22 protein-coding genes are annotated in these 23,044 nt (G+C 55.9%); 6 read left to right on the top strand and 16 right to left on the bottom strand.

Features of this window, described 5'->3' with window-relative positions; genetic code table 11:
- Positions 1–73 precede the first annotated feature (73 nt).
- Positions 74–1,720 carry a dihydroxyacetone kinase subunit DhaK gene (locus O1724_RS20600; protein ID WP_022651917.1) on the top strand — a complete coding sequence of 549 codons (1,647 nt, stop codon included), beginning with the start codon at positions 74–76 and terminating at the stop codon, positions 1,718–1,720.
- Between the two features lie 92 nt (positions 1,721–1,812).
- Here O1724_RS20600 and ahr read toward each other — a convergent pair whose 3' ends face one another.
- The 5 genes from ahr to pepA all read right to left on the bottom strand — a co-directional run bounded on the left by ahr (position 1,813) and on the right by pepA (position 8,421).
- On the bottom strand, positions 1,813–2,832 hold the full coding sequence (gene ahr / locus O1724_RS20595) for an NADPH-dependent aldehyde reductase Ahr (RefSeq protein ID WP_003861889.1): 1,020 nt from the start codon (positions 2,830–2,832) through the stop codon (positions 1,813–1,815).
- A gap of 83 nt (positions 2,833–2,915) precedes the next feature.
- Positions 2,916–3,419 carry a GNAT family N-acetyltransferase gene (locus tag O1724_RS20590; protein WP_003861887.1) on the bottom strand — a complete coding sequence of 168 codons (504 nt, stop codon included), beginning with the start codon at positions 3,417–3,419 and terminating at the stop codon, positions 2,916–2,918.
- 123 nt (positions 3,420–3,542) lie between these two features.
- A complete protein-coding gene (locus tag O1724_RS20585) occupies positions 3,543–6,398 on the bottom strand; it encodes a valine--tRNA ligase (protein WP_479983905.1) in 2,856 nt (951 codons plus the stop codon).
- Entirely contained in the window at positions 6,398–6,841 is a 444-nt protein-coding gene (holC, locus tag O1724_RS20580) for a DNA polymerase III subunit chi (protein ID WP_003861884.1), read from the bottom strand. Before holC ends, O1724_RS20585 begins: the two co-directional genes overlap by 1 nt.
- Before the next feature lie 68 nt (positions 6,842–6,909).
- A complete protein-coding gene (gene pepA, locus O1724_RS20575) occupies positions 6,910–8,421 on the bottom strand; it encodes a leucyl aminopeptidase (protein WP_003861882.1) in 1,512 nt (503 codons plus the stop codon).
- A 265-nt stretch (positions 8,422–8,686) separates the two neighbouring features.
- Here pepA and lptF point away from each other — a divergent pair, with 265 nt between their 5' ends.
- The 5 genes from lptF to mtgA all read left to right on the top strand — a co-directional run bounded on the left by lptF (position 8,687) and on the right by mtgA (position 14,949).
- Entirely contained in the window at positions 8,687–9,787 is a 1,101-nt protein-coding gene (lptF, locus tag O1724_RS20570; protein ID WP_003861881.1) for an LPS export ABC transporter permease LptF, read from the top strand.
- Positions 9,787–10,869, top strand: coding sequence for an LPS export ABC transporter permease LptG (gene lptG / locus O1724_RS20565; protein WP_001147540.1), 1,083 nt, complete (start codon positions 9,787–9,789; stop codon positions 10,867–10,869). The genes lptF and lptG overlap by 1 nt, the downstream gene beginning before the upstream one ends.
- Positions 10,870–11,007: 138 nt before the next feature.
- A complete protein-coding gene (gene arcB / locus O1724_RS20560; RefSeq protein ID WP_000809803.1) occupies positions 11,008–13,341 on the top strand; it encodes an aerobic respiration two-component sensor histidine kinase ArcB in 2,334 nt (777 codons plus the stop codon).
- 232 nt (positions 13,342–13,573) lie between these two features.
- Positions 13,574–14,227 carry an isoprenoid biosynthesis glyoxalase ElbB gene (elbB, locus tag O1724_RS20555; RefSeq protein WP_126297096.1) on the top strand — a complete coding sequence of 218 codons (654 nt, stop codon included), beginning with the start codon at positions 13,574–13,576 and terminating at the stop codon, positions 14,225–14,227.
- Positions 14,224–14,949, top strand: a complete 726-nt coding sequence (gene mtgA, locus O1724_RS20550) for a monofunctional biosynthetic peptidoglycan transglycosylase (protein WP_003861874.1) — start codon at positions 14,224–14,226, stop codon at positions 14,947–14,949. Before elbB ends, mtgA begins: the two co-directional genes overlap by 4 nt.
- Before the next feature lie 39 nt (positions 14,950–14,988).
- On the opposite strand, the gene npr is transcribed toward mtgA, so the two are convergent.
- From npr to O1724_RS20495, 11 genes are all read right to left on the bottom strand, one after another.
- Positions 14,989–15,261 carry a PTS phosphocarrier protein NPr gene (npr, locus tag O1724_RS20545; protein WP_003861872.1) on the bottom strand — a complete coding sequence of 91 codons (273 nt, stop codon included), beginning with the start codon at positions 15,259–15,261 and terminating at the stop codon, positions 14,989–14,991.
- Positions 15,258–16,112 (bottom strand): RNase adapter RapZ, encoded by an 855-nt coding sequence (gene rapZ, locus O1724_RS20540; RefSeq protein WP_003861870.1) that lies wholly within the window; start codon positions 16,110–16,112, stop codon positions 15,258–15,260. The genes npr and rapZ overlap by 4 nt, the downstream gene beginning before the upstream one ends.
- Before the next feature lie 45 nt (positions 16,113–16,157).
- A complete protein-coding gene (ptsN, locus tag O1724_RS20535) occupies positions 16,158–16,649 on the bottom strand; it encodes a PTS IIA-like nitrogen regulatory protein PtsN (protein WP_003861869.1) in 492 nt (163 codons plus the stop codon).
- 82 nt (positions 16,650–16,731) lie between these two features.
- Positions 16,732–17,019, bottom strand: coding sequence for a ribosome hibernation promoting factor (gene hpf, locus O1724_RS20530; protein ID WP_003861866.1), 288 nt, complete (start codon positions 17,017–17,019; stop codon positions 16,732–16,734).
- A 22-nt stretch (positions 17,020–17,041) separates the two neighbouring features.
- On the bottom strand, positions 17,042–18,475 hold the full coding sequence (rpoN, locus tag O1724_RS20525) for an RNA polymerase factor sigma-54 (RefSeq protein ID WP_003861864.1): 1,434 nt from the start codon (positions 18,473–18,475) through the stop codon (positions 17,042–17,044).
- Positions 18,476–18,522: 47 nt separating this feature from the next.
- A complete protein-coding gene (lptB, locus tag O1724_RS20520) occupies positions 18,523–19,248 on the bottom strand; it encodes an LPS export ABC transporter ATP-binding protein (RefSeq protein WP_003861862.1) in 726 nt (241 codons plus the stop codon).
- A 6-nt stretch (positions 19,249–19,254) separates the two neighbouring features.
- Complete coding sequence (lptA, locus tag O1724_RS20515; RefSeq protein ID WP_003861860.1) at positions 19,255–19,809, bottom strand: lipopolysaccharide ABC transporter substrate-binding protein LptA; 555 nt, start codon at positions 19,807–19,809, stop codon at positions 19,255–19,257.
- Complete coding sequence (lptC, locus tag O1724_RS20510) at positions 19,778–20,353, bottom strand: LPS export ABC transporter periplasmic protein LptC (RefSeq protein WP_003861858.1); 576 nt, start codon at positions 20,351–20,353, stop codon at positions 19,778–19,780. The genes lptA and lptC overlap by 32 nt, the downstream gene beginning before the upstream one ends.
- Entirely contained in the window at positions 20,350–20,916 is a 567-nt protein-coding gene (kdsC, locus tag O1724_RS20505) for a 3-deoxy-manno-octulosonate-8-phosphatase KdsC (RefSeq protein ID WP_003861856.1), read from the bottom strand. The genes lptC and kdsC overlap by 4 nt, the downstream gene beginning before the upstream one ends.
- Positions 20,917–20,930: 14 nt before the next feature.
- The gene (gene kdsD, locus O1724_RS20500) at positions 20,931–21,917 is read right to left on the bottom strand and encodes an arabinose-5-phosphate isomerase KdsD (protein ID WP_003861853.1); all 987 of its coding nucleotides are present in this window, start codon (positions 21,915–21,917) and stop codon (positions 20,931–20,933) included.
- Positions 21,918–21,930: 13 nt separating this feature from the next.
- The gene (locus tag O1724_RS20495) at positions 21,931–22,908 is read right to left on the bottom strand and encodes a calcium/sodium antiporter (protein ID WP_003861852.1); all 978 of its coding nucleotides are present in this window, start codon (positions 22,906–22,908) and stop codon (positions 21,931–21,933) included.
- Positions 22,909–23,044 lie beyond the last annotated feature (136 nt).

Genomic DNA, 23,044 nt, shown 5'->3' with positions numbered 1-23,044 from the left:
ATTCCTCACTTTGCGGCGCATTATCCAGTGCGGACTATGCTTTTGCATACGGTAAACAAAATTTTGGGAAACTATGTCCAGATTCTTTTTTAACGACCGCAAACAGCTTGTCAACGATGCCATTGAAGGCATACTTCTCTCCGCGCCGCACGGTAATCTCGTCAAACTGGATATCGATCCGGCCATCCGCGTGGTGGCTCGCGGCGACTGGGATAAAAGTCGCGTGGCGGTGATCTCCGGTGGCGGCTCCGGCCATGAACCGGCACATGCCGGGTTCGTCGGCAAAGGCATGCTTACCGCAGCGGTGTGTGGCGATCTGTTCGCCTCCCCAAGCGTGGATGCGGTCCTCAATGCCATTGTGGCGGTGACGGGCGACCGTGGCTGCCTGCTGATTGTGAAAAACTACACCGGCGACCGGCTTAACTTTGGCCTGGCGGCGGAAAAAGCCAAACGCTACGGCCTTAAGGTCGAGATGGTTATCGTGGCGGATGATATCGCCCTGCCGGATAACAAGCAGCCGCGTGGTATCGCGGGAACGGCGCTGGTGCATAAAATTGCGGGATATGCGGCAGAGCAGGGGAAATCGCTAAACGACGTGCGGGATATTGCGCAACAGGCCTGCGATAACCTCTGGAGCCTGGGCGTGGCGATGCAAACGTGCAACCTGCCGGGCAGCGATGATGAAGGGGGGCGCATTAAACAAGGCCATGTCGAGCTGGGTTTGGGCATTCACGGCGAGCCGGGAGCTTCCGTCGTGGATACTCAAAACAGCAAAGCCATTATCGACACGCTGGTGACGCCGTTACGCGCGCAGGCGGGGGAAGGGCGTTTTGCGGTGCTGATTAACAATCTTGGTGGCGTATCGGCGTTGGAGATGGCGCTGCTGACCAAAGAGCTGGCGCACTCGGCGCTGAAAGAGAACATTGCGTATCTGATTGGCCCGGCGCCGCTGGTGAGTGCGCTGGATATGAAAGGCTTTTCGCTAACGCTGTTAAAGCTCAACGATTTCTTCGAGAAGGCGATTCACGCCGAGGTCGAGACGCTGGGCTGGCAGAAGCCTGTCGCGTTCGCGCCCCTGCGTACCGTCCCCCATAGCGCCCTTCATGACCGCGTGGAATATGCCCCGTCGGACAATACGGAGGTGAGCGAGGCCGTCGCCTCGGTAACGAAAACATTGATTCAGCTGGAAAACCGCCTTAACGCGCTGGATGCCAAAGTAGGCGATGGCGACACGGGCTCCACTTTTGCGCAAGGGGCGCGGGATATTGCGCAGCGACTTGAGGAGAACAACCTGCCCCTTAACGACGTGCCGACATTACTCCTGCTGGTAGGCGAGCGGCTGGCAACGGTGATGGGCGGATCGAGTGGGGTGTTGATGTCGATCTTCTTCACGGCGGCAGGACAAAAGCTTCACGATGGACAGCCGCTACCTGAAGCCTTGCTGAGCGGACTTGCGCAGATGAAGCAGTATGGCGGCGCGGATCTCGGCGATCGTACGCTGATCGATGCGCTGCAACCGGCGCTGGAGGCGTTACAGAAAGGCAATATTCAGGCGGCAGCGCAGGCCGCACAGCAGGGCGCCGAAGCAACGGCAAAAATGGCGAAAGCCGGCGCGGGACGCTCGTCGTATGTGAATAAAGAGAATCTGGACGGAGTGATGGATCCGGGGGCGGTCGCGGTGGCGGAAGTGTTTAAGACTATGGTAGATGCAAAACGGTAACAACCGTTACCGTTTTTAGTGTTTGCGCCCTCTCCCTGTGGGAGAGGGTTGGGGTGAGGGCATCAGGCCGCACATTCCCCGGCAATCTCACATCAGAAATCCGCTTTCAACACCACGCGGTAGCGGGCTTTGCCGTCGCGCACGTGCTGGATTGCTTCGTTGATTTTTGACATCGGATACAGCTCGGTGGTGGGTGCCACTTTTGTGCGTCCGGCAAACTTCATCAGCTTGCGCAGCTCGTACGGTGTACCGGTCGCGGAGCCTGACACGCTGCGATCCCCGCCGATCAGGGTAAACGCCGGAACCGGCAGCGGCTTCATCACCGCACCCACGGTGTGGAAGTTACCGCCGTAGGCCAGGGCTTCAAAGTACGGCTGCCAGTCGAGATCGACGTTTACCGTGTTGATGATCAGGTCAAACTGGCCTGCCAGGGCGGTGAGTGCCTGAGGATCGCGGCTGTTCACCACTTTATCCGCACCCATCGCCAGCACTTCCTGCTCTTTCGCCGGGTTAGAGCTGAACGCCGTCACTTCACAGCCCATCGCATGCAGCAGTTTGATGGCAATATGCCCCAGACCGCCAATACCGATCACGCCGACGCGGCTGGTGGCGGTGATGTGATGCATCAGCAGCGGTTTAAATACTGTGATACCGCCACACAGCAGCGGACCTGCGGATTCAATATCAATGCTGTCCGGCAGTGGGATAACCCATTGCCAGTCGGCGCGCAGCTTATCGGCGAAACCGCCCTTGTTAAGGATGGTCGGCGTTGCGCCCTCAAGGCAGTTGATCTGGTTGCCGCTGATACAGGCATCGCAGTGACCGCAGCTGCGTGCCGTCCAGCCGATACCCACGCGCTGGCCCACTTTCAGCCCTTTGTCCTGCGCGGCGCTGCCGAGCGCCACGACGCGGCCAATGACTTCGTGCCCGGCAACCAGCGGATAGCTGGAAAAGCCCCATTCATTGTCGATCATCGAGAGATCCGAGTGGCAGATCCCGCAGTAATCAACCTGTACTTCGACGTCTTCCGCTTTTAGTTCGCCCGCATCGTACTCGTACAGCTCAAGTTCTGCACCCGCCTGCGGTGCGGCGTAGCTTTTTATCTTCGACATCGCGTTTCCCCTGTTTTGGTGTGAACTGTGAGTGTAGAGCATTCAGTTTACAGACGCTTAACAGAAGAAGGCAGGAACGAAACTTACAGACTTTTCAGCATCCTGACTTCGCAGTCCACGTGGCCCGTGCAGCCCAGTGGCGCATCGATATGCTCAAAGCCCAGATGCTCATACAGGCCAATGGCCTCTTTAAGGAAAGCGGTGGTTTCGAGGTAGCAACGTTTAAAGCCCTGTGAGCGTGCATGTTCCAGGGCGACCAGCGCCAGCTTTTTCGCCAGGCCTTGTCCGCGTATCGTTGGCAGGAAATACATTTTCTGAAGTTCACAGATATCCGGCTCGCTGCAAAGCAGTGGGGCAATGCCGCCGCCGCCCACGACCTGGCCGTCCTGTTCAATGACCCAGTAGGCATGACCCGGCTGGCTGTACAGCTGAAAAAGTTCGTCCAGATTGGGGTCGGCCACGGTGTAGCCTTTGTCGGCGGTCAGGCCATATTCGGCAGAAACCGTGCGGATAACGGCGGCGATAGCCGGGTTGTCCTGCTCAGTGATCCGACGCATTGTCGTCGCGACGGGGGTAATCACGCTCATAGCATTACTCATGACAAAAATTGACACACAACTGCTGTTAATAGCACCGCAGAAAGGGGAGTGCAAGCGAGGAGTTTTCAGGAAGGATACCCCTTACGCCCTGAAGCGTAAGGGGTAAAAGCATTACAGGGCTGCGATAACCGCCTGCTGCTCGATCAGTTTGGTCTTCGCATCGGCGAAGGCAACCAGACGCTCACGCTCTTTGGCGATAACCGCTTCCGGCGCGCGGGCCACAAAGCCCTCGTTCGCCAGTTTGCTTTCGATTTTGCCAATTTCCACGTCGACTTTCGCCACTTCTTTCGCCAGACGCGCCAGCTCCGCGTCTTTGTCGATCAGGCCCGCCATCGGGATCAGCAGCTCCGCGCCGTCGATGATTTTGGTCACGGAAACCGGACCTTTGTCATCGGCAGGCAGCACGGTGATGCTTTCCAGACGCGCCATGGTTTTCAGGAATGTGTTGTTCTCGGTGACGCGACGAACGGCAGCTTCGCTGCAACCGCGCAGCAGCAGCTCCAGTGGTTTACCCGGAGCGATGTTCATTTCCGCGCGGATGTTACGTACCGCAACGATCGCCTGTTTCAGCCACTCGGTATCCGCAGACGCGGCTTCATCCACTTTCGCGGCATCGAATGCCGGGAACGGCTGGAGCATGATGGTATCGGCATTAATACCGGCAATCACCTTCACGCGCTGCCAGATGGTTTCGGTGATGAATGGAATGATCGGGTGCGCAAGGCGCAGCAGACCTTCCTGAACGGTAATCAGCGTATTACGCGTGCCGCGCAGTTCCGCTTCAGAACCGCCGTTCATGACCGGCTTCGCCAGCTCCAGGTACCAGTCGCAGAACTGGTTCCAGGTGAATTCGTACAGGATGCCTGCCGCGATGTCGAAGCGGTAGCTGTCCAGCGCGTCGCGGAACGCTTTAACCGTCTGGTTAAATTCCGCCAGGATCCAGCGGTCTGCCAGAGACAGGGTCATTTCGCCGCCGTTAAAGCCGCAATCCTGATCTTCGGTGTTCATCAGCACGAAGCGGCTGGCGTTCCACAGCTTGTTACAGAAGTTACGGTAACCTTCCAGACGCTTCATATCCCAGTTGATGTCACGGCCGGTGGAGGCCAGCGCCGCCAGGGTGAAGCGCAGGGCGTCGGTACCGTGAGATTCGATCCCGTTCGGGAACTGCTTCTCGGTACGCTTGCGGATTTTCTCCGCCAGCTGCGGCTGCATCATATTGCCGGTACGTTTTTCCAGCAGCTCTTCCAGAGAGATACCGTCTACCATATCCAGCGGGTCGATAACGTTACCCTTGGATTTGGACATCTTCTGGCCTTCGTCGTCGCGGATCAGGCCGGTCATGTAAACGGTATGGAACGGAACCTGCGGCTTGCCGTCTTCGTCTTTGATGAAGTGCATGGTCATCATGATCATGCGGGCGATCCAGAAGAAGATGATGTCGAAGCCGGAGACCATCACGCTGGTTGGGTGGAACTGACGCAGCGCGTCGGTGTTTTCCGGCCAGCCGAGGGTAGAGAAGGTCCACAGCGCGGAGGAGAACCAGGTATCCAGCACGTCTTCATCCTGGCGCAGGGCAACGTCAGCGCCCAGGTTGTTTTCCTGACGCACTTCCTCTTCGGTGCGGCCAACGTAGACATTGCCTTCGTTGTCGTACCACGCCGGGATACGGTGACCCCACCACAGCTGACGGGAAATACACCAGTCCTGAATATCGCGCATCCAGGAGAAGTACATGTTTTCGTACTGCTTCGGCACGAACTGAATGCTGCCGTTCTCAACCGCTTCCACAGCCGGTTTCGCCAGCACGTCGGCACGCACGTACCACTGGTCGGTCAGCATTGGCTCGATAACTACGCCGCCACGGTCGCCGTACGGCACGGTCAGATCGTGAGGCTTAATCTCTTCCAGCAGGCCGAGCGCGTCAACGGCGGCTACGATGGCTTTACGCGCGGCAAAGCGCTCCAGCTTCTGGAACTCAGCCGGGATGTCGCTGGAATAAACGTCGGACTCGTTGCCTTTGGTGTCATACACTTCTGCGCTTTCGCGGATATCGCCGTCGAAGGTCAGAATGTTGATCATCGGAAGTTGATGACGACGACCGACTTCATAGTCGTTGAAGTCATGCGCTGGGGTGATTTTCACGCAGCCGGTGCCTTTTTCCATGTCGGCGTGTTCGTCGCCCACAATCGGAATACGGCGGTTCACCAGCGGCAGCACCACGAATTTGCCGATCAAATCTTTATAACGCGGATCTTCCGGGTTAACGGCCACGCCGGTATCGCCCAGCAGGGTTTCCGGACGGGTGGTCGCCACCACCAGATAATCTTTGCCGTCTGCGGTTTTTGCACCGTCTGCCAGCGGATAGCGGATGTGCCACATGGAGCCTTTAGACTCGCGGTTTTCCACTTCCAGGTCAGAGATGGCGGTACGCAGTTTCGGGTCCCAGTTGACCAGGCGTTTGCCGCGGTAAATCAGGTCTTCTTTGTACAGACGGACGAAGACTTCTTTCACGGCGTTGGACAGGCCTTCGTCCATGGTGAAGCGCTCGCGCTCCCAGTCCACGGAGTTGCCGAGGCGGCGCATCTGACGGGTAATGGTGCCGCCGGATTCTGCCTTCCACTGCCAGATTTTGTCGATGAACGCGTCGCGACCGTAGTCGTGGCGGGTTTTACCCTCTTCAGCGGCAATTTTACGCTCAACCACCATCTGGGTCGCGATACCCGCGTGGTCAGTCCCCGCCTGCCACAGGGTGTTTTTGCCCTGCATGCGCTGGTAGCGGATCATGGTGTCCATGATGGTCTGCTGGAAAGCATGCCCCATATGCAAACTGCCGGTGACGTTCGGCGGCGGGATCATGATGCAGAAGGGCTCTTTGCTTTCGTCGCCGTTAGGCTTGAAATAGCCCTGCTGTTCCCAGTGCTCGTAAAGCGGCTGTTCGATATCGCGTGGGTTATATGTCTTTTCCATTATTTCCAGGTTGCCGTATTCAGGTTAAAACCGGCCAGGCGGTACGCTTTGTAGCGTTCGCGCGCCAGTTGTTTCAAAGATTCTTCGTAAGGGACAAAGTCTACCACTTCTGTGAAAGCGGTGGCAAAATCTGCAAAGTCTGTCCGCAGGCTAATGAGAATATCGCGCGCGCTACTGTTGCGTTTTTGCGGCCAGGCAATCTCCACCGGTGCCCCGCCGCGTGGACCTTCGCCCGACAGGTTATGCGGAACAAAACTCTCCGGCGGGCGCGCCCATAGCGCTTCATCCAGGCGAATTGCTTGCTGCTCATCTTCACAGGCAATCAGGACGCGTTTACCTGCGCGCCAACGTTCTGCGGCAATTTCACACACCAGTTGTTCAACGGCGCTGAGGCCATCCTGATGGGTGTCATTGTCCAGAAGGTAGAACGTTGCATTCTTCATATATGGGGTTTCTTGTCGTGGATTTAAATGCAAAGCCGGGTAAGCGTAGCGCCACCCGGCGTTTATCATTACTCGTCGCCGTTAAAACCCGCACGATTGAGCAGGAACTGCGACAGCAGCGCCACCGGACGTCCGGTCGCGCCTTTGGCTTTACCGGAGCGCCATGCGGTCCCCGCGATGTCCAGGTGCGCCCAGTTGTACTTGCGGGTAAAGCGCGCCAGGAAGCAGCCCGCGGTAATCGCCCCGCCAGGACGACCGCCGATGTTTGCCATGTCTGCGAAGTTAGACTCCAGCTGTTCCTGGAACTCGTCCCCCAGCGGCAGACGCCACGCGCGGTCGCCGGCCTGTTCGGACGCGCCGATCAGCTCATGCGCCAGCGGGTTGTGGTTCGACATCAGGCCGGTGATGTGATGCCCCAGCGCAATCACGCAGGCGCCGGTCAGTGTAGCCACGTCAATCACCGCTTCAGGTTCGAAACGCTCAACGTAGGTCAGCACGTCGCACAGTACCAGACGACCTTCGGCGTCGGTGTTCAGCACCTCAACGGTCTGGCCGGACATGGTGGTCAGCACATCACCAGGACGATAAGCGCGGCCGCCAGGCATGTTTTCGCAGCCCGCCAGCACGCCGATCACGTTGATGGGCAACTGAAGTTCCGCGACCATGCGCATGACGCCGTAAACCGCCGCCGCGCCGCACATGTCGTACTTCATCTCATCCATGCCTTCTGAAGGCTTGATGGAGATACCGCCTGAGTCGAAGGTCAGCCCTTTACCGACGAGCACGATCGGACGCGCATCTTCAGACGGATTGCCCTTGTACTCAATGACTGACATCAGGGATTCGTTCTGGGAGCCGTTACCGACCGCCAGATAAGAGTGCATCCCCAGCTCTTTCATCTGCTGTTCGCCGATAACGCGGGTGATAACGTTCTTGCTGTAGGCGTCAGCCAGCTGGCGCGCCTGAGACGCCAGGTACGCGGCGTTACAGATGTTTGGCGGCATATTGCCAAGATCTTTTGCCGCTTTGATACCGGCGGCAATGGCCAGACCGTGCTGAATGGCGCGCTCGCCGCTGGTCAGCTCGCGACGGGTTGGCACGTTAAAGACCATTTTACGCAGCGGGCGACGCGGCTCGCTTTTGGTGGTCTTCAGCTGATCAAAGCTGTAGAGGCTCTCTTTTGCGGTTTCGACGGCCTGGCGCACCTTCCAGTACGTGTTGCGGCCCTTAACGTGCAGCTCCGTCAGGAAGCAGACGGCTTCCATCGAACCAGTATCATTCAGTGTATTAATGGTTTTCTGAATAACCTGCTTGTACTGGCGCTCATCAAGCTCACGTTCTTTACCACAGCCAATCAGCAGAATACGCTCGGACAGGACGTTCGGAACATGGTGCAGCAACAAGGTCTGCCCTGGTTTGCCTTCCAGTTCGCCACGGCGCAGCAGGGCGCTGATATAGCCGTCGCTGATTTTATCGAGTTGCTCGGCGATCGGGGAGAGTCGGCGTGGTTCAAAGACGCCCACAACGATGCAGGCACTCCGCTGTTTCTCCGGGCTACCGCTTTTTACACTGAACTCCATGCACTACGCTCCTGAATCTTAAAGACAACGGCGGCGGCTACGGATAGAATTGAAACCTTTCGTAACTCATGTCCGCCGTTGTGGTGACTTCGTGTTAATCTTACGTTACTACGGTTTCGACACGTCAATAAATGTCATGAAGCGCGAATCCGCCGGGTTTTTTAATCTTAGCGATGATTTCGACGACTCAAGAGAATAAATGACGTTTAAGCCATGAAACAAGCTAAATTCCTGCATAAGACGAGTTTTAACGGGCGTATTTAAAGTGATAATCATAAGATATCTGGTTCGGGAGACGCTGAAGAGCCAACTGGCGATCCTCTTTATCCTCCTTCTGATCTTTTTCTGTCAGAAGCTGGTCAGGATCCTCGGCGCGGCGGTTGATGGCGAAATCCCAACGAATCTGGTGCTTTCCCTGCTCGGGCTTGGCGTGCCGGAAATGGCGCAGCTTATCCTGCCGTTAAGCCTGTTCCTTGGTCTGCTGATGACCCTGGGTAAGCTCTATACCGAAAGTGAAATCACCGTGATGCATGCCTGCGGCCTCAGTAAAGCCGTACTGGTAAAAGCAGCCATGGTGCTGGCGCTGTTTACGGGCATTGTTGCCGCGGTTAACGTCATGTGGGCGGGGCCGACCTCCTCTCGTCATCAGGATGAGGTGCTGGCGGAAGCAAAAGCTAACCCGGGGCTGGCGGCGCTGGCGCAGGGGCAGTTCCAGCAGGCGACAGACGGTAACTCCGTGCTGTTTATCGAAAGCGTCGATGGCAACCGCTTCAATGACGTGTTTCTTGCTCAACTGCGCCCGAAAGGTAACGCTCGGCCTTCTGTGGTGGTGGCGGACTCCGGTCAGCTGTCTCAGCGTAAAGACGGCTCTCAGGTTGTCACGCTGAACAAAGGAACACGTTTCGAAGGCACGGCTATGCTGCGCGACTTCCGTATTACCGATTTCCAGAACTACCAGGCCATCATTGGTCATCAGGCCGTCGCGCTCGATCCAACGGATACTGAGCAGATGGATATGCGCACCTTAATGAATACCGATACCGATCGTGCGCGTGCTGAACTGCACTGGCGTATCACGCTGGTATTCACCGTATTTATGATGGCGCTGATGGTGGTTCCGCTGAGTGTGGTGAACCCGCGCCAGGGCCGCGTGCTGTCGATGCTGCCAGCGATGCTGCTGTATCTGGTGTTCTTCCTGCTGCAAACCTCAATCAAGTCTAACGGCGGGAAAGGAAAAATTGACCCGATGATCTGGACCTGGGTCGTGAATGGTTTGTATCTGCTGCTGGCAGTCGGACTCAACTTGTGGGACACGGTGCCTGTGCGTCGTCTTCGTGCCCGGTTTACGCGTAAAGGAGCCATCTAATGCAGGCGTTTGGCGTACTTGACCGCTATATCGGTAAAACGATTTTCACCACCATCATGATGACCCTGTTCATGCTGGTGTCGCTCTCGGGCATTATCAAATTTGTCGACCAGCTGAAAAAAGCCGGGCAGGGGAGTTACGACGCGTTGGGTGCCGGGATGTACACCCTGCTCAGCGTACCAAAAGATGTGCAGATCTTCTTCCCGATGGCGGCCCTGCTGGGGGCGTTGCTGGGCCTGGGGATGCTGGCTCAGCGTAGCGAGCTGGTGGTGATGCAGGCATCTGGCTTTACCCGTATGCAGGTTGCGCTGTCGGTAATGAAAACCGCGATCCCGCTGGTGCTGTTGACCATGGCGATTGGCGAATGGGTCGCGCCGCAGGGCGAACAGATGGCGCGTAACTACCGTGCTCAGGCTATGTACGGTGGTTCGCTGCTCTCCACGCAGCAGGGGTTATGGGCGAAAGATGGTCAGAACTTCGTCTATATCGAACGCGTGAAAGGGGACGATGAACTGGGCGGCGTGAGCATCTACGCCTTCAACAACGATCGTCGTTTGCAGTCGGTGCGTTATGCCGCCTCCGCTAAATTTGATGCGAACAACAAGCTGTGGCGGTTATCCCAGGTTGATGAATCTGACCTGACGAACCCGAAACAGATCACCGGTTCGCAGACCGTAAGCGGTACCTGGAAAACCAACCTGACGCCGGACAAGCTTGGCGTGGTAGCGCTCGATCCCGATGCGCTCTCCATCAGCGGTCTGCATAACTACGTGAAGTATCTGAAATCGAGCGGACAGGATGCGGGGCGTTACCAGCTCAACATGTGGAGCAAAATCTTCCAGCCACTGTCCGTGGCGGTGATGATGCTAATGGCGCTGTCGTTCATCTTTGGACCGCTGCGTAGCGTGCCGATGGGGGTTCGCGTGGTAACTGGTATCAGCTTTGGTTTCGTGTTCTACGTCCTCGATCAGATTTTCGGTCCACTGACACTGGTGTATGGCATTCCGCCAATTATCGGCGCGCTGTTGCCGAGCGCCAGTTTCTTCCTGATCAGCCTCTGGATGCTGCTAAAACGCTCCTGATAAAAGGTCTTCCTCGCTCCCGCTAGCCCGGGGGGCGAGGCTAATCTCCTGTTTCACCCCGCACTTTTTCTCACAACCTTCAACGCCTCGCCGTGAATTTGAGTATTATTGAGCGATAAAGTCGTGAAGGGATCCTCTATGAAGCAAATTCGAATGCTGGCCCAGTACTACGTCGACCTGATGATGAAGCTCGGGCTGGTGCGTTTTTCCATGCTGCTGGCGCTGGCGCTGGTCGTTCTGGCCATTGTCGTGCAAATGGCCGTGACCATGGTTCTGCATGGACAGGTCGAGAGCATCGACGTGATCCGCTCTATTTTCTTTGGCCTGCTGATCACCCCATGGGCGGTCTATTTCCTCTCCGTGGTGGTTGAGCAGCTGGAAGAGTCCCGACAGCGTTTATCGAAACTGGTGGATAAGCTGGAAGAGATGCGCGAGCGCGATCTTAAACTCAACGTTCAGCTCAAGGACAACATTGCCCAGCTGAATCAGGAAATTTCAGACCGTGAGAAGGCGGAAGCCGAGCGTCAGACCACGCTTGAGCAGCTGAAAATTGAGATGAAAGAGCGCGAAGTCACGCAGATCCAGCTTGAACAGCAATCCTCTTTCCTGCGCTCGTTCCTCGATGCGTCGCCGGATCTGGTGTTCTACCGTAATGAAGATAAAGAGTTCTCCGGCTGTAACCGGGCCATGGAACTGTTGACCGGGAAAAGCGAAAAACAGCTGATACACCTGAAACCTCAGGATGTCTATTCCGAAGAGGCGGCAGCAAAAGTGATGGAGACGGATGAAAAGGTCTTCCGCCATAACGTTTCGCTGACCTATGAGCAGTGGCTGGACTACCCCGACGGGCGCAAAGCCTGCTTTGAGATCCGCAAAGTACCTTATTACGACCGGGTGGGTAAACGTCATGGTCTGATGGGCTTTGGCCGTGATATCACTGAGCGTAAGCGCTATCAGGATGCGCTGGAGCGCGCCAGCCGGGATAAAACAACCTTCATCTCCACCATCAGCCATGAACTGCGCACCCCGCTGAATGGCATTGTGGGGCTGAGCCGCATTCTGCTGGATACCGAGCTGACCAGCGAGCAGGAAAAATACCTCAAAACGATCCACGTCTCGGCGGTCACGCTGGGCAATATCTTCAATGATATTATCGACATGGATAAGATGGAGCGCCGTAAAGTTCAGCTCGACAACCAGCCGGTTGATTTTACAGGCTTCCTTGCGGACCTGGAGAACCTGTCAGGTTTGCAGGCCCAGCAAAAAGGGTTGAGCTTTGTGATGGAGCCGACGCTGCCGCTGCCGCATAAAGTGGTGACGGACGGCACGCGGCTGCGGCAGATCCTGTGGAACCTCATCAGCAATGCCGTGAAGTTTACCCAGAAGGGGCAGGTTGCGGTGCGCATTCGCTATGACGAAGGCGACATGCTGCACTTTGAAGTTGAGGACTCGGGTATCGGCATTCCTCAGGAAGAGCAGGATAAGATCTTCGCCATGTATTATCAGGTTAAAGACAGCCACGGCGGTAAACCGGCGACCGGTACGGGCATTGGACTGGCGGTGTCGAAACGTCTGGCGAAAAGTATGGGCGGGGATATCACCGTTGCCAGCCAGCCGGGTAAAGGCTCCACCTTTACGCTTACCGTCCACGCGCCTGCCGTGGCGGAAGAGGTGGAAGATACGTTTGAGAACGACGATATGCCGCTGCCAGCCCTGCACGTCCTGCTGGTGGAAGATATTGAGCTGAACGTCATTGTCGCCCGGTCGGTACTGGAAAAACTCGGTAACAGCGTGGATGTGGCGATGACCGGCAAAGCCGCGCTGGAGATGTTCACGCCGGGCGAGTACGACCTGGTGCTGCTCGATATTCAGCTACCGGACATGACCGGACTGGATATCTCCCGCGAGCTGACGCGCAAATATGCTCCTGACGAGCTGCCGCCGCTGGTGGCGTTGACCGCAAACGTGCTGAAAGATAAAAAAGAGTACCTCGAGGCCGGAATGGACGATGTGCTCAGCAAGCCGCTGGCGGTACCTGCCCTGACGGCGATGATCAAGAAGTTCTGGGATACCTGTGATGAAGAGGAGAGCACCATGACGTCTGTTGATAGCGCCAAAGCCCAAACGATACTGGATACCGCCATGCTGGAGCAGTATATCGATCTGGTAGGACCAAAACTGATCACCGATGGCCTGGCCGTGTTCGAAAAAATGATGCCGGGCTATCTGAACGTGCTCGAATCCAACCTGACGGCGCGTGACCAGAAGGGCATCGTCGAAGAGGGACATAAAATCAAAGGCGCGGCAGGATCGGTCGGGTTACGTCATCTCCAGCAACTGGGCCAACAGATTCAGTCGCCTGATTTACCTGCCTGGGAAGATAATGTAGGTGATTGGGTCGAAGAGATGAAACAGGAGTGGCAAAACGATGTGGCAGTGCTGAAAGCCTGGGTAGATGCCAGAAAAAAATGACCCCGGCTATACCGGGGTGCGCGAATACTGCGCCAACACCAGGGAAATCGTGGCTGCGCCTGATTTTTGTGGGTTGTTTTCGCATGGACGCCGCCTGAAAATTGAGGCCGCACGCAGATAAGATAGCAAATCTTAAACAGTTTGTTACATGAATCAGTGAAATGTGTGAAGCATAGCGTTTTAATCAGAATTTTTAATGTGCTTCAGCGAGTTGCTTAGAAGGATCGTCAGAATGAAGAAAGTGGGTGTCGTGCTGAGCGGATGTGGCGTTTACGATGGTTCAGAGATACACGAAACCGTATTAACGCTGCTGGCATTATCGCGGCAGGGGGCAGACGTTATCTGCTTCGCGCCGGATAAAACTCAAGCAGATGTAATGAATCATCTTACCGGCGAGCCAATGGCGGAAAGCCGTAACGTGCTGATTGAAGCAGCACGTATTGTGCGTGGAGATATTCATCCGCTGGCACAGGCCGATGCCGCTGAACTTGATGCGCTCATCGTGCCGGGCGGCTTTGGCGCGGCAAAAAACCTGAGCACGTTTGCAACAGAAGGCCCGGCGTGCCATGTCGATCCCGATTTGAAAGCGCTATCGCTGGCGATGCATGCAGCAGGTAAGCCGCAGGGCTTTATCTGCATTGCGCCAGCCATGCTGCCGAAAATTTTTGATTTCCCGCTGCGGCTCACGATCGGAACCGACATTGATACCGCTGAAATTATCGAGGATATGGGCGGCGAGCACGTGCCATGCCCGGTCGACGACATTGTGGTGGATGAGGACAACAAAATCATCACCACGCCGGCGTATATGCTGGCGCAGAACATCGCTGAGGCTGCCGCAGGCATTGAAAAGCTGGTGGACAGAGTGCTGGTTCTTACCGAATGAGTCGTAAATTATCCCCTGGCGGGTGGTTAAAACGGATCCTGCTGCGTATTGTGCTGGTCCTGGCCGTTTTTTGGGGCGGAGGCATTGCGCTGTTCAGCATCCTGCCCGTCCCGTTCTCCGCCGTGATGGCAGAGCGGCAGATTAGCGCCTGGCTCTCGGGTGATTTTGGCTATGTTGCCCACTCAGACTGGGTCGGCATGGATGAAATCTCCCCGTGGATGGGGCTGGCGGTCATTGCGGCAGAAGATCAGAAATTCCCGGAGCACTGGGGTTTTGACGTGGCGGCTATTGAGAAGGCGCTGGATCATAATGAACGTCATGAAAACCGCGTCCGCGGCGCGTCGACGCTTTCTCAGCAGACGGTAAAAAATCTGTTCTTATGGGACGGTCGCAGCTGGGTAAGAAAAGGGCTGGAGGCCGGGCTGACGCTGGGAGTCGAGACGGTGTGGAGCAAAAAACGCATTTTGACCGTCTACCTGAATATCGCGGAGTTTGGTGACGGCGTGTTTGGCGTCGAAGCGGCATCGCAGCGCTATTTTGGCAAGCCCGCCAGCAGGTTGACTATGTCCGAAGCGGCACTCCTTGCCGCCGTGCTGCCGAACCCGCTGCGTTTTAAGGCCAGCACCCCGTCAGGCTACGTGCGAAGCCGCCAGGCGTGGATTATGCGCCAGATGCGTCAGTTGGGTGGGGAAGGGTTTATGGAGCGAAATAATCTTATGTAAGGCGGGTAAGCGCAGCGCTACCCGCCGACATGGCGAACGTTAGTCTTCGTCAAACCCGGCGTTAAACAGGGCAATCACTGCCGCCAGCGCTTCTTCTTCCTGCGGGCCGGTGGCTTCAACTTCAATCTGGCGGCCTTTGGCAGAATCCAGCATCAGCAGGGCGATCACGCTATTGGCTTCTGCCTCGGTTCCCTCGTCGTTGCGCAGCAGCACCTCAGCATCAAAACCCTGCATCAGCTCAAACAGCTTCATCGCCGGGCGCGCATGCATGCCCAGCTTATTGGTGATTTCGACGGTCTGTTTTACGGTCATGTTTTGCGTTTTTCCAGCGTGCGATGACGGGACTGAACGTTCTTTCCGCGTGAGCGGAAGTAATCGGCCAGCTGTTCGGCAATATAGACCGAACGATGTTTACCGCCGGTACAGCCAATCGCCACCGTCAGGTAGCTGCGATTGTTTGTTTCCAGCATAGGTAACCATAGCTCAAGGTAGCTTCGCGTCTGGTAGATAAAATTGTGTACTTCTGTGTGTCGGTCAAGGAACGCCGCCACCGGCTTATCCAGACCGGTCATCGGACGCAGTTTCGGATCCCAGTGCGGGTTCGGCAGGAAACGCACATCAAAAACGTAATCCGCATCGATAGGTATGCCGTGCTTAAAGCCGAAGGATTCAAACACCATCGTCAGTTCACGCTCGCGCTTGCCGAGTAAGCGCGTACGCAGCATTTCCGCCAGCTCGTGGACGGACATTTCAGAGGTGTCGACAATCAGGTCGGCCCGCGAACGCAGCGGCTCAAGCAGATCGCTCTCTTTATCGATGGCGCTTTCCAGCGAAAGATTTTTACTGGAGAGCGGATGCAAACGACGTGTATCGCTGTAACGGCGGATCAGCGTGTTGCGGTCAGCGTCCAGGAACAAGAGCTGAGGCGAGAAGCATTCCGGCAGGCTGTTCATTGCCTGCTCGAAGATTTCCGGCGATTCCGGCATGTTACGCACGTCAATACTGACGGCGGCAGAGATTTGCCTGTCCGCCAGCGTCCGCGCCAGATCGGGTAACAACACTACCGGCAGGTTATCTACACAGTAAAATCCCATGTCTTCCAGCGCGCGCAGGGCCACGGACTTCCCGGACCCCGAACGACCGCTGACGATCATCAGCACCATGTTCCGTTTCTCCTCAGGGCAGCCGTTCTGAAGGCCCTTTCCCGATTATGCCTCATCCTGATTGCCTTCTGCTTCAGTGATAATTTGATAAAGCTCTTCATCACTTTGGGCTGAGCGCAGTCGACGACAAATGGTTTTATCCGCCAGACGTTTGGCAACCAGCGACAGCGTGTGCAGGTGGGTCTTGGTCTGATCGGCAGGAACCAGCAGCGCGAAGAGCAGATCCACAGGCTGGTTATCAATGGCGTCAAAAGCGATAGGCGTTTCCAGTTGCACAAACACCCCCACGGCACGCAGCGTATCTTCTTCCAGCTTGCCATGCGGGATCGCAATGCCATTGCCGATGCCGGTACTGCCCATTTTTTCACGAGTCAGAATGGCTTCAAACACGATCTGCGGCGGCAGACCCAGCTGTTTTGCGGCCAGCTCACTGATGATTTCCAGCGCACGTTTTTTGCTCTGGCAGTGAACGCCACTGCGGGTACAATCCTGGTTAAGGACATTGCTCAGTTGAAGAGCGGAATCGTTGTTTATCATAATTTCACCTAAGCGCTAACTGTACAAATGGCCTGTTGTGTTTCACAACAGGCCGTCCTGCACCCGTTAACTGCCCGGACAATTAGTGTTGTTTCAGTTTATCTTTATGTTTATTGAGCTGTCTCGCAAGCTTATCAATCAAGCCGTCGATAGCCGCGTACATGTCTTGCCCTTCCGCACTGGCATGGAGTTCCCCTCCGTTGACGTGCAGGGTCGCATCCGAGATATGCGTCACTTTCTCCACTTTCAACACAACATAGACCTGGTTGATCCTCTCGAAATACTGCTCGAGTTTCGCAAACTTAGTGTTTACAAAATCGCGTAAAGCCTCAGTAATCTCGACGTTATGTCCGGTGATATTGAGCTGCATAGTGTCTTCCTTATCGGTTGTGTCAAACCAGTTGTTTACGCTGGTTAGACGGCGGAATGGATAAAGACTCTCGATACTTCGCGACAGTACGACGTGCCACCATAATACCCTGATCGGACAGCATGGTGGTTAACTTACTGTCACTGAGTGGCTTCGCGGGGTTCTCCGCGGCGATCAACTTCTTCACCAGTGCGCGAATGGCCGTCGACGAGGCTTCGCCGCCGCCTTCGGTGTTCACGTGGCTGGAGAAGAAATACTTAAGCTCAAAAATACCGCGTGGGCTGTGCAGATACTTCTGCGTGGTCACGCGGGAAATGGTTGATTCATGCATCTCGACGGCCTGGGCTATGTCCGCCAGCACCATCGGTTTCATAAACTCTTCGCCCTGCTCAAAGAATGCCTGCTGCTGTTCGACAATACAGCGGCTGACGCGCAGCAGCGTGTCATTACGGCTCTCCAGACTCTTAATCAACCAGCGTGCTTCCTGAAGGTTGCTGCGAATGTATTGATTATCAGCGTCGTTACGGGCGCTGGTGCACATGGAGGCGTATTGCTGGTTGATTTGCAGGCGAGGAATGCTGTCGGCGTTCAGTTCAACGACCCAGCGGCCATTGTGTTTTCTCACCAGCACATCGGGAATGACATATTCCGGTTCGCTGGTCTGAATCGACTGCCCCGGACGCGGATCGAGCGACTGGATCAGATTCACCGCTTCCTTCAGCACCTCTTCTTTCAGGCGCGTGACGCGCATCAGGGTGCGGAAGTCGTGGTTCGCCAGCAGATCCAGATGATCGCTGATGATGAGCCGGGCTTCGTCAATCCACGGTGTCTCTTTAGCAAACTGCGAAAGCTGGATCAGAAGGCAGTCACGCAGATCTTTCGCGGCGACGCCAATCGGGTCGAAACGCTGAACGCGTTTCAGGACGGCTTCGATCTCTTCCAGTTCAATCTCGTCATCGCCGATGCTTTCAAGAATCTCGTCCAGCGTCACGGTCAAATAGCCCGTGTCGTCAACGGCATCGACAATCGAGGTGGCAATGGCGCGATCGGTATCGGAGAAAGGCGTCAGCTCCACCTGCCACATCAGGTAGTCCTGAAGCGATTGGGTAGTTTCGCCCTGGTAGACCGGGAGTTCATCGTCCTGGTAGTCTGCACGCGTCCCGGAAGGGGTACCCGCGGTGTAGATTTCATCCCAGCTGGCATCCAGCGGCAGTTCGTCCGGCATCTCTTTCTGTTCGAGTGCATCTACGGAGTCGAGCGTTTCTGTGTCCTGCGTCTGCTGGGCGTCTACCTCGTCATGAAGATCGGTCTGCTCCAGCAGCGGATTGCTGTCCAGCGCCTGCTGGAGCTCCTGCTGGAGTTCTAACGTGGACAGCTGCAACAGACGGATTGCCTGCTGGAGCTGCGGCGTCATGGCCAGTTGCTGGCTGAGCCGTAATTGCAAACCTTGCTTCATGTTCAGAGCGTTTTTCTCCGGTTCGGCGTGACTTAACCTCTACCCTATCAGAGTCTGAAGTCTTCCCCAAGGTACACGCGCTTAACATGCTCATCTTCGAGGATTTGCTGCGGCGTACCGTGGGCAATCAGATGGCCCTGGCTCACTATGTAGGCGCGCTCACACACCGCCAGCGTTTCACGAACGTTGTGGTCCGTGATCAGTACGCCAAGCCCGCTGTCGCGCAGGTGTTCAATGATACGTTTGATATCGATAACGGAGATGGGGTCAACGCCCGCAAACGGTTCATCCAGCAGGATAAATTTCGGGTTTGCTGCCAGCGCGCGCGCAATCTCAACGCGGCGGCGTTCACCACCGGACAGCGCCTGACCGAGGCTGTCGCGAAGGTGTTCAATATGAAACTCTTCCATCAGCTCGTTCGCACGGTCAGTGCGCTGCTCGCTGGTCAGATCGTCACGGATCTGGAGCACGGCCATCAGGTTGTCGAACACGCTTAAGCGGCGGAAGATAGACGCTTCCTGCGGCAGATAGCCGATGCCACGACGCGCGCGGGCATGCAGCGGCAGCAGGCTGATATCTTCATCATCGATAATGATGTTGCCGGCGTCACGTGGGACGATGCCCACTACCATGTAGAAGGTCGTAGTTTTACCCGCGCCGTTAGGGCCAAGCAAACCCACGATTTCGCCGGAGTTGACGGTCAGACTGACATCTTCGACGACGCGGCGGCCCTTATACGCTTTCGCGAGGTTTTTTGCAGTTAAAGTTGCCATAACGAATTAGTTACTCTTTTTCTTTGCCGGAGCCTGACCGTTGTTCTTGTCCTGCAACTGCGAAGGCACAAGCACGGTCGTGACGCGTTTGCCTTTTTCGCTGGAGGCCTGCATTTTCTGCTCTTTCACCAGATAAGTGATCTTGTCGCCTTTGATATTGCTGTCCAGCTGTTCCAGGTAAGCATTACCGGTCAGGATGACCAGATCCTTCGCCAGTTCATAGTGCATATGCGAGGCATGGCCTTTCACCGGCTTGCCGTTGTCCTGCATCTGGTAGAAGGTGGCCGGGTTGCCATAACCATCGATAATCTCTTTCCCCTGCTCACCGCCCGGACGGGTAACGACCACTTTGTCGGCGTTGATTTTGATGGTGCCCTGGGTCACAACGACGTTGCCGGTAAAGGTGACGACGTTACCCTGCATATCCAGAGACTGGGTATCGGATTCAATATGAATCGGCTGTTCGGTGTCGCCAGTCACAGCAAGCGCGGGAAGACTGGCCGCCAGCAGCGCGCTGGCGATAACAACTTTAAGGCTGAGTTTGTTTGTTTTGAATTTCATAGGAGGTTCTAACCTTTTCAATCAGCTCGGCGTTTTTGCTGCGTAAGTTCCCGCGCATTCTTAAACCGCTGGAATTAAATGTTGTGCCATACAGGGTGACTAAATCCTGCGACGTGACATCCTGGGTGACCAGGTTGATCTGGGCGTTATCCGTCGTAATTTTTCGCAGTTGCGCGTCAGCGGTCAGGGCGTTGACTTCAACGTGACCATACAGGTAAAGCATACGGTCATTTGTCAGTTTTGCCCGGTCAGACTTGATTGACCACGTCGGCACTTTGTCCGTATCAAAGGTGGTCAGGACCGGCTGGGTAAACCACGAGGTGCCGTCATCTGAAAAATATTCTACATGCTGAGCAACGAGGCGATAGTTCAGCGCACCTTCCGGGCTATAGACCACGGTGTCGCTGTGATCGCTTTTATAGGTCGGGTCGCTCGTGTTAACCACTTCCGCTTGCGTATCATCGCGGTCAGCGAGATTTACGCCAATCAGTATCAGGGCGACAAGCGCAAGCAGAATGATAACCCAACGTCTGGTTTTACTCATATCGATTGCCCTTTCGCCTCATCAAGCTTGCCCTGCGCCAGCAGAAGCAGATCGCAGACTTCACGGACGGCGCCACGGCCACCGTGAATATGGGTAACGTAATCAGCACGCGGGATCAGCAGCGGGTGCGCGTCAGCCACGGCGATGCTCAGACCCACCTCCGCCATGACTGGCCAGTCGATCAAATCATCCCCGACGTATGCCACATTCTCTGGCGCAATGGCCAGTTTTCCCAGCAAATCCCGGAAGGCTACCATCTTATCAGACTGTCCCTGATAGAGATGCGTAATGCCCAGCGTTTCACACCGATCTTCTACCAGTTTAGCTTTCCGCCCGGTGATGATTGCAACTTCAATACCGGACGTGAGCGCACAGCGGATACCGTAACCGTCGCGAACGTTAAAGGCTTTCAGCTCTTCGCCGTTATTGCCCATATAAATCAGACCGTCGGAGAGCACACCATCCACATCGAGGATCAGCAGGCGGATATTTTCCGCCTTTGACATCATGTGGGCGCTCACCGGGCCATAACAGGTTGCAAGGGATGCACCCGCATTACTCATTGTCTTATCCTTCATTACACTACGCCAGCGCGCAGCAGATCATGCATATGTACCACACCCAGCAGTTGGTCGCCATCGGCAACCATCACTGAGGTAATATGACGGGACTGCATCAGGTTCAGTACATCTACCGCCAGCGTACCCGGACGGACGCGGATCCCTCCTGGTGTCATTACATCAGCGATGCCCAGCGTTCGGACATCCACACCCATATCGAATACCCGGCGCAGGTCGCCGTCGGTGAAAATGCCCTGAATCTTCATCAGATCGTCGCAGATAACCGTCATGCCCAGGTTTTTACGGGTGATCTCCAGTAACGCGTCGCGCAAAGAGGCCTCTTTGCTGACGTGCGGGATCTCATCCCCGGTGTGCATAATATCGTTAACCCGCAGCAGCAGTTTGCGCCCGAGCGCGCCGCCGGGGTGAGACAGGGCGAAATCTTCTGGCGTAAAACCGCGGGCTTCCAGCAGCGCAACGGCAAGGGCATCGCCCATCACCAGCGCGGCGGTTGTGCTGGAGGTCGGCGCCAGCCCCAGCGGGCAGGCTTCTTTAGGCACCTTCACGCACAGGTGAATATCCGCCGCGCGCGCCATGCTGCTTTCCGGGCGGCTGGTCATGCAAATCAGCGGTACGTGCAGACGCTTCAGCACCGGGATCAACGCCAGGATTTCATTCGATTCCCCGGAGTTGGACAGCGCAATAACCACGTCCTGCGGCGTAACCATGCCGAGGTCACCGTGCGCGGCTTCACCGGGATGAACGAAGAATGACGACGTGCCGGTACTGGCAAAGGTCGCCGCCATTTTGCGCCCGATATGGCCGGATTTGCCCATCCCCATCACCACGACTTTACCGGCGCAGTAGAACATCTTCTCACAGGCCAGACTAAAATCCTGATTAATGTACTGATCTAACTGCGCCAGACCTTCACGTTCAATCTCCAGAACGTCTTTGCCTGCTTTCTGAAAGTCAAAACCCGGCTGCAATTCTATTTGCGACATAATGCGTTTCCGTTTACCCAGAGAGAAGTGGCGAGAGCCAGTACAGCATCGCCAGCCATACGATAAATCCACCCGTCAGCAGCGCGCCCGCGCCTTTGCCGATCTGCTCTTTTCGCCGCCAGCAGAGCAGGGCGAAAATCACGCTGACCAGCAGCATCACACCGTAATCGCGCGTGAAAACCATAGGGTTAAACGGCCCCGGTGAGATTAATGCCGGCAGCCCCGTCACGATCGCGATATTGAAAATATTCGAGCCAATGATATTGCCGATGGCGATATCATCTTCCCCTTTACGCGCCCCGGCGATGGCGGTAGCCAGCTCTGGCAGGCTGGTGCCGATAGCGATGACCGTCAGACCAATTGTCAGTTCGCTCATCGCAAACGCGTTCGCCAGCACCGTCGCGTTATCGACCACCATCCGCGTGGCCATTGGCATGATAATCAGCGCGACGCCCAGCCACAGCAGGGCGACGGGTAAGGTCCCTTCCCGGGGCAGCTCGGCGAGGTGCTCACGCGTGAGGCTATCGTTACCCTGTTTTTCCGCCAGACGTGCGATCTTCACGCTGTAAAGCAACCAGATCACGGCCAGGGCGAGCAGGAATATACCGTCACCGACGCTCAGCACCCCGTCATAAAGCACATAGCCCGCCAGCAGACTGACGACTAACATTAGCGGCAATTCACGACGCAAAACATCGGAATGTACGCGAAATGGATGCAGTAATGCGGCTAAGCCTAAAATCAGCAAGATATTGACGATGTTAGAGCCAATCGCGGTGCCGATAGCGAGGTCAACCTGGCCATGCAACGAGGCTGAAACAGAAACGATGATTTCAGGAAGCGATGTGCCTACACTGACCACCGTCATGCCGATAATGATGGGCGGCATGCCAATGAGTCGACAGAGAATGGATGCGGCAAAGACCAAACGGTCAGCACTGTAGACCACCAACAGTAAACCAATTATTAACAGTGCTGTTGCTAAAAGCATCAAAAGTCCTTTCTTCAGGTATACTCGCTGGTCCACTGCGCACGAATTTTAGCGCCAGATGAAGTCTGAGACGTGACGAATTCCTAATTTTGACTTTATGCGCCGGAAAAGTAAAACAAATGCCAGCTTTCGCTAA

The organism is Enterobacter cloacae complex sp. HYC074_NIDB (genome assembly GCF_056673345.1).
This window is presented reverse-complemented; position numbering and strand designations above follow the sequence as displayed.

What these genes read in the sequence shown, in the direction of transcription:
- ahr (WP_003861889.1), bottom strand. Translation starts at nt 2,832, where the DNA reads ATGTCGAAGATAAAAAGCTACGCCGCACCGCAGGCGGGTGCAGAACTT.
- mtgA (WP_003861874.1), top strand. Translation starts at nt 14,224, where the DNA reads ATGAGTCGTAAATTATCCCCTGGCGGGTGGTTAAAACGGATCCTGCTG.
- pepA (WP_003861882.1), bottom strand. Translation starts at nt 8,421, where the DNA reads ATGGAGTTCAGTGTAAAAAGCGGTAGCCCGGAGAAACAGCGGAGTGCC.
- O1724_RS20590 (WP_003861887.1), bottom strand. Translation starts at nt 3,419, where the DNA reads ATGAGCGTGATTACCCCCGTCGCGACGACAATGCGTCGGATCACTGAG.
- lptG (WP_001147540.1), top strand. Translation starts at nt 9,787, where the DNA reads ATGCAGGCGTTTGGCGTACTTGACCGCTATATCGGTAAAACGATTTTC.
- lptC (WP_003861858.1), bottom strand. Translation starts at nt 20,353, where the DNA reads ATGAGTAAAACCAGACGTTGGGTTATCATTCTGCTTGCGCTTGTCGCC.
- kdsC (WP_003861856.1), bottom strand. Translation starts at nt 20,916, where the DNA reads ATGAGTAATGCGGGTGCATCCCTTGCAACCTGTTATGGCCCGGTGAGC.
- arcB (WP_000809803.1), top strand. Translation starts at nt 11,008, where the DNA reads ATGAAGCAAATTCGAATGCTGGCCCAGTACTACGTCGACCTGATGATG.
- O1724_RS20600 (WP_022651917.1), top strand. Translation starts at nt 74, where the DNA reads ATGTCCAGATTCTTTTTTAACGACCGCAAACAGCTTGTCAACGATGCC.
- hpf (WP_003861866.1), bottom strand. Translation starts at nt 17,019, where the DNA reads ATGCAGCTCAATATCACCGGACATAACGTCGAGATTACTGAGGCTTTA.
- rpoN (WP_003861864.1), bottom strand. Translation starts at nt 18,475, where the DNA reads ATGAAGCAAGGTTTGCAATTACGGCTCAGCCAGCAACTGGCCATGACG.
- lptA (WP_003861860.1), bottom strand. Translation starts at nt 19,809, where the DNA reads ATGAAATTCAAAACAAACAAACTCAGCCTTAAAGTTGTTATCGCCAGC.
- rapZ (WP_003861870.1), bottom strand. Translation starts at nt 16,112, where the DNA reads ATGGTGCTGATGATCGTCAGCGGTCGTTCGGGGTCCGGGAAGTCCGTG.
- ptsN (WP_003861869.1), bottom strand. Translation starts at nt 16,649, where the DNA reads ATGATAAACAACGATTCCGCTCTTCAACTGAGCAATGTCCTTAACCAG.
- elbB (WP_126297096.1), top strand. Translation starts at nt 13,574, where the DNA reads ATGAAGAAAGTGGGTGTCGTGCTGAGCGGATGTGGCGTTTACGATGGT.
- O1724_RS20585 (WP_479983905.1), bottom strand. Translation starts at nt 6,398, where the DNA reads ATGGAAAAGACATATAACCCACGCGATATCGAACAGCCGCTTTACGAG.
- npr (WP_003861872.1), bottom strand. Translation starts at nt 15,261, where the DNA reads ATGACCGTAAAACAGACCGTCGAAATCACCAATAAGCTGGGCATGCAT.
- lptB (WP_003861862.1), bottom strand. Translation starts at nt 19,248, where the DNA reads ATGGCAACTTTAACTGCAAAAAACCTCGCGAAAGCGTATAAGGGCCGC.
- O1724_RS20495 (WP_003861852.1), bottom strand. Translation starts at nt 22,908, where the DNA reads ATGCTTTTAGCAACAGCACTGTTAATAATTGGTTTACTGTTGGTGGTC.
- holC (WP_003861884.1), bottom strand. Translation starts at nt 6,841, where the DNA reads ATGAAGAATGCAACGTTCTACCTTCTGGACAATGACACCCATCAGGAT.
- kdsD (WP_003861853.1), bottom strand. Translation starts at nt 21,917, where the DNA reads ATGTCGCAAATAGAATTGCAGCCGGGTTTTGACTTTCAGAAAGCAGGC.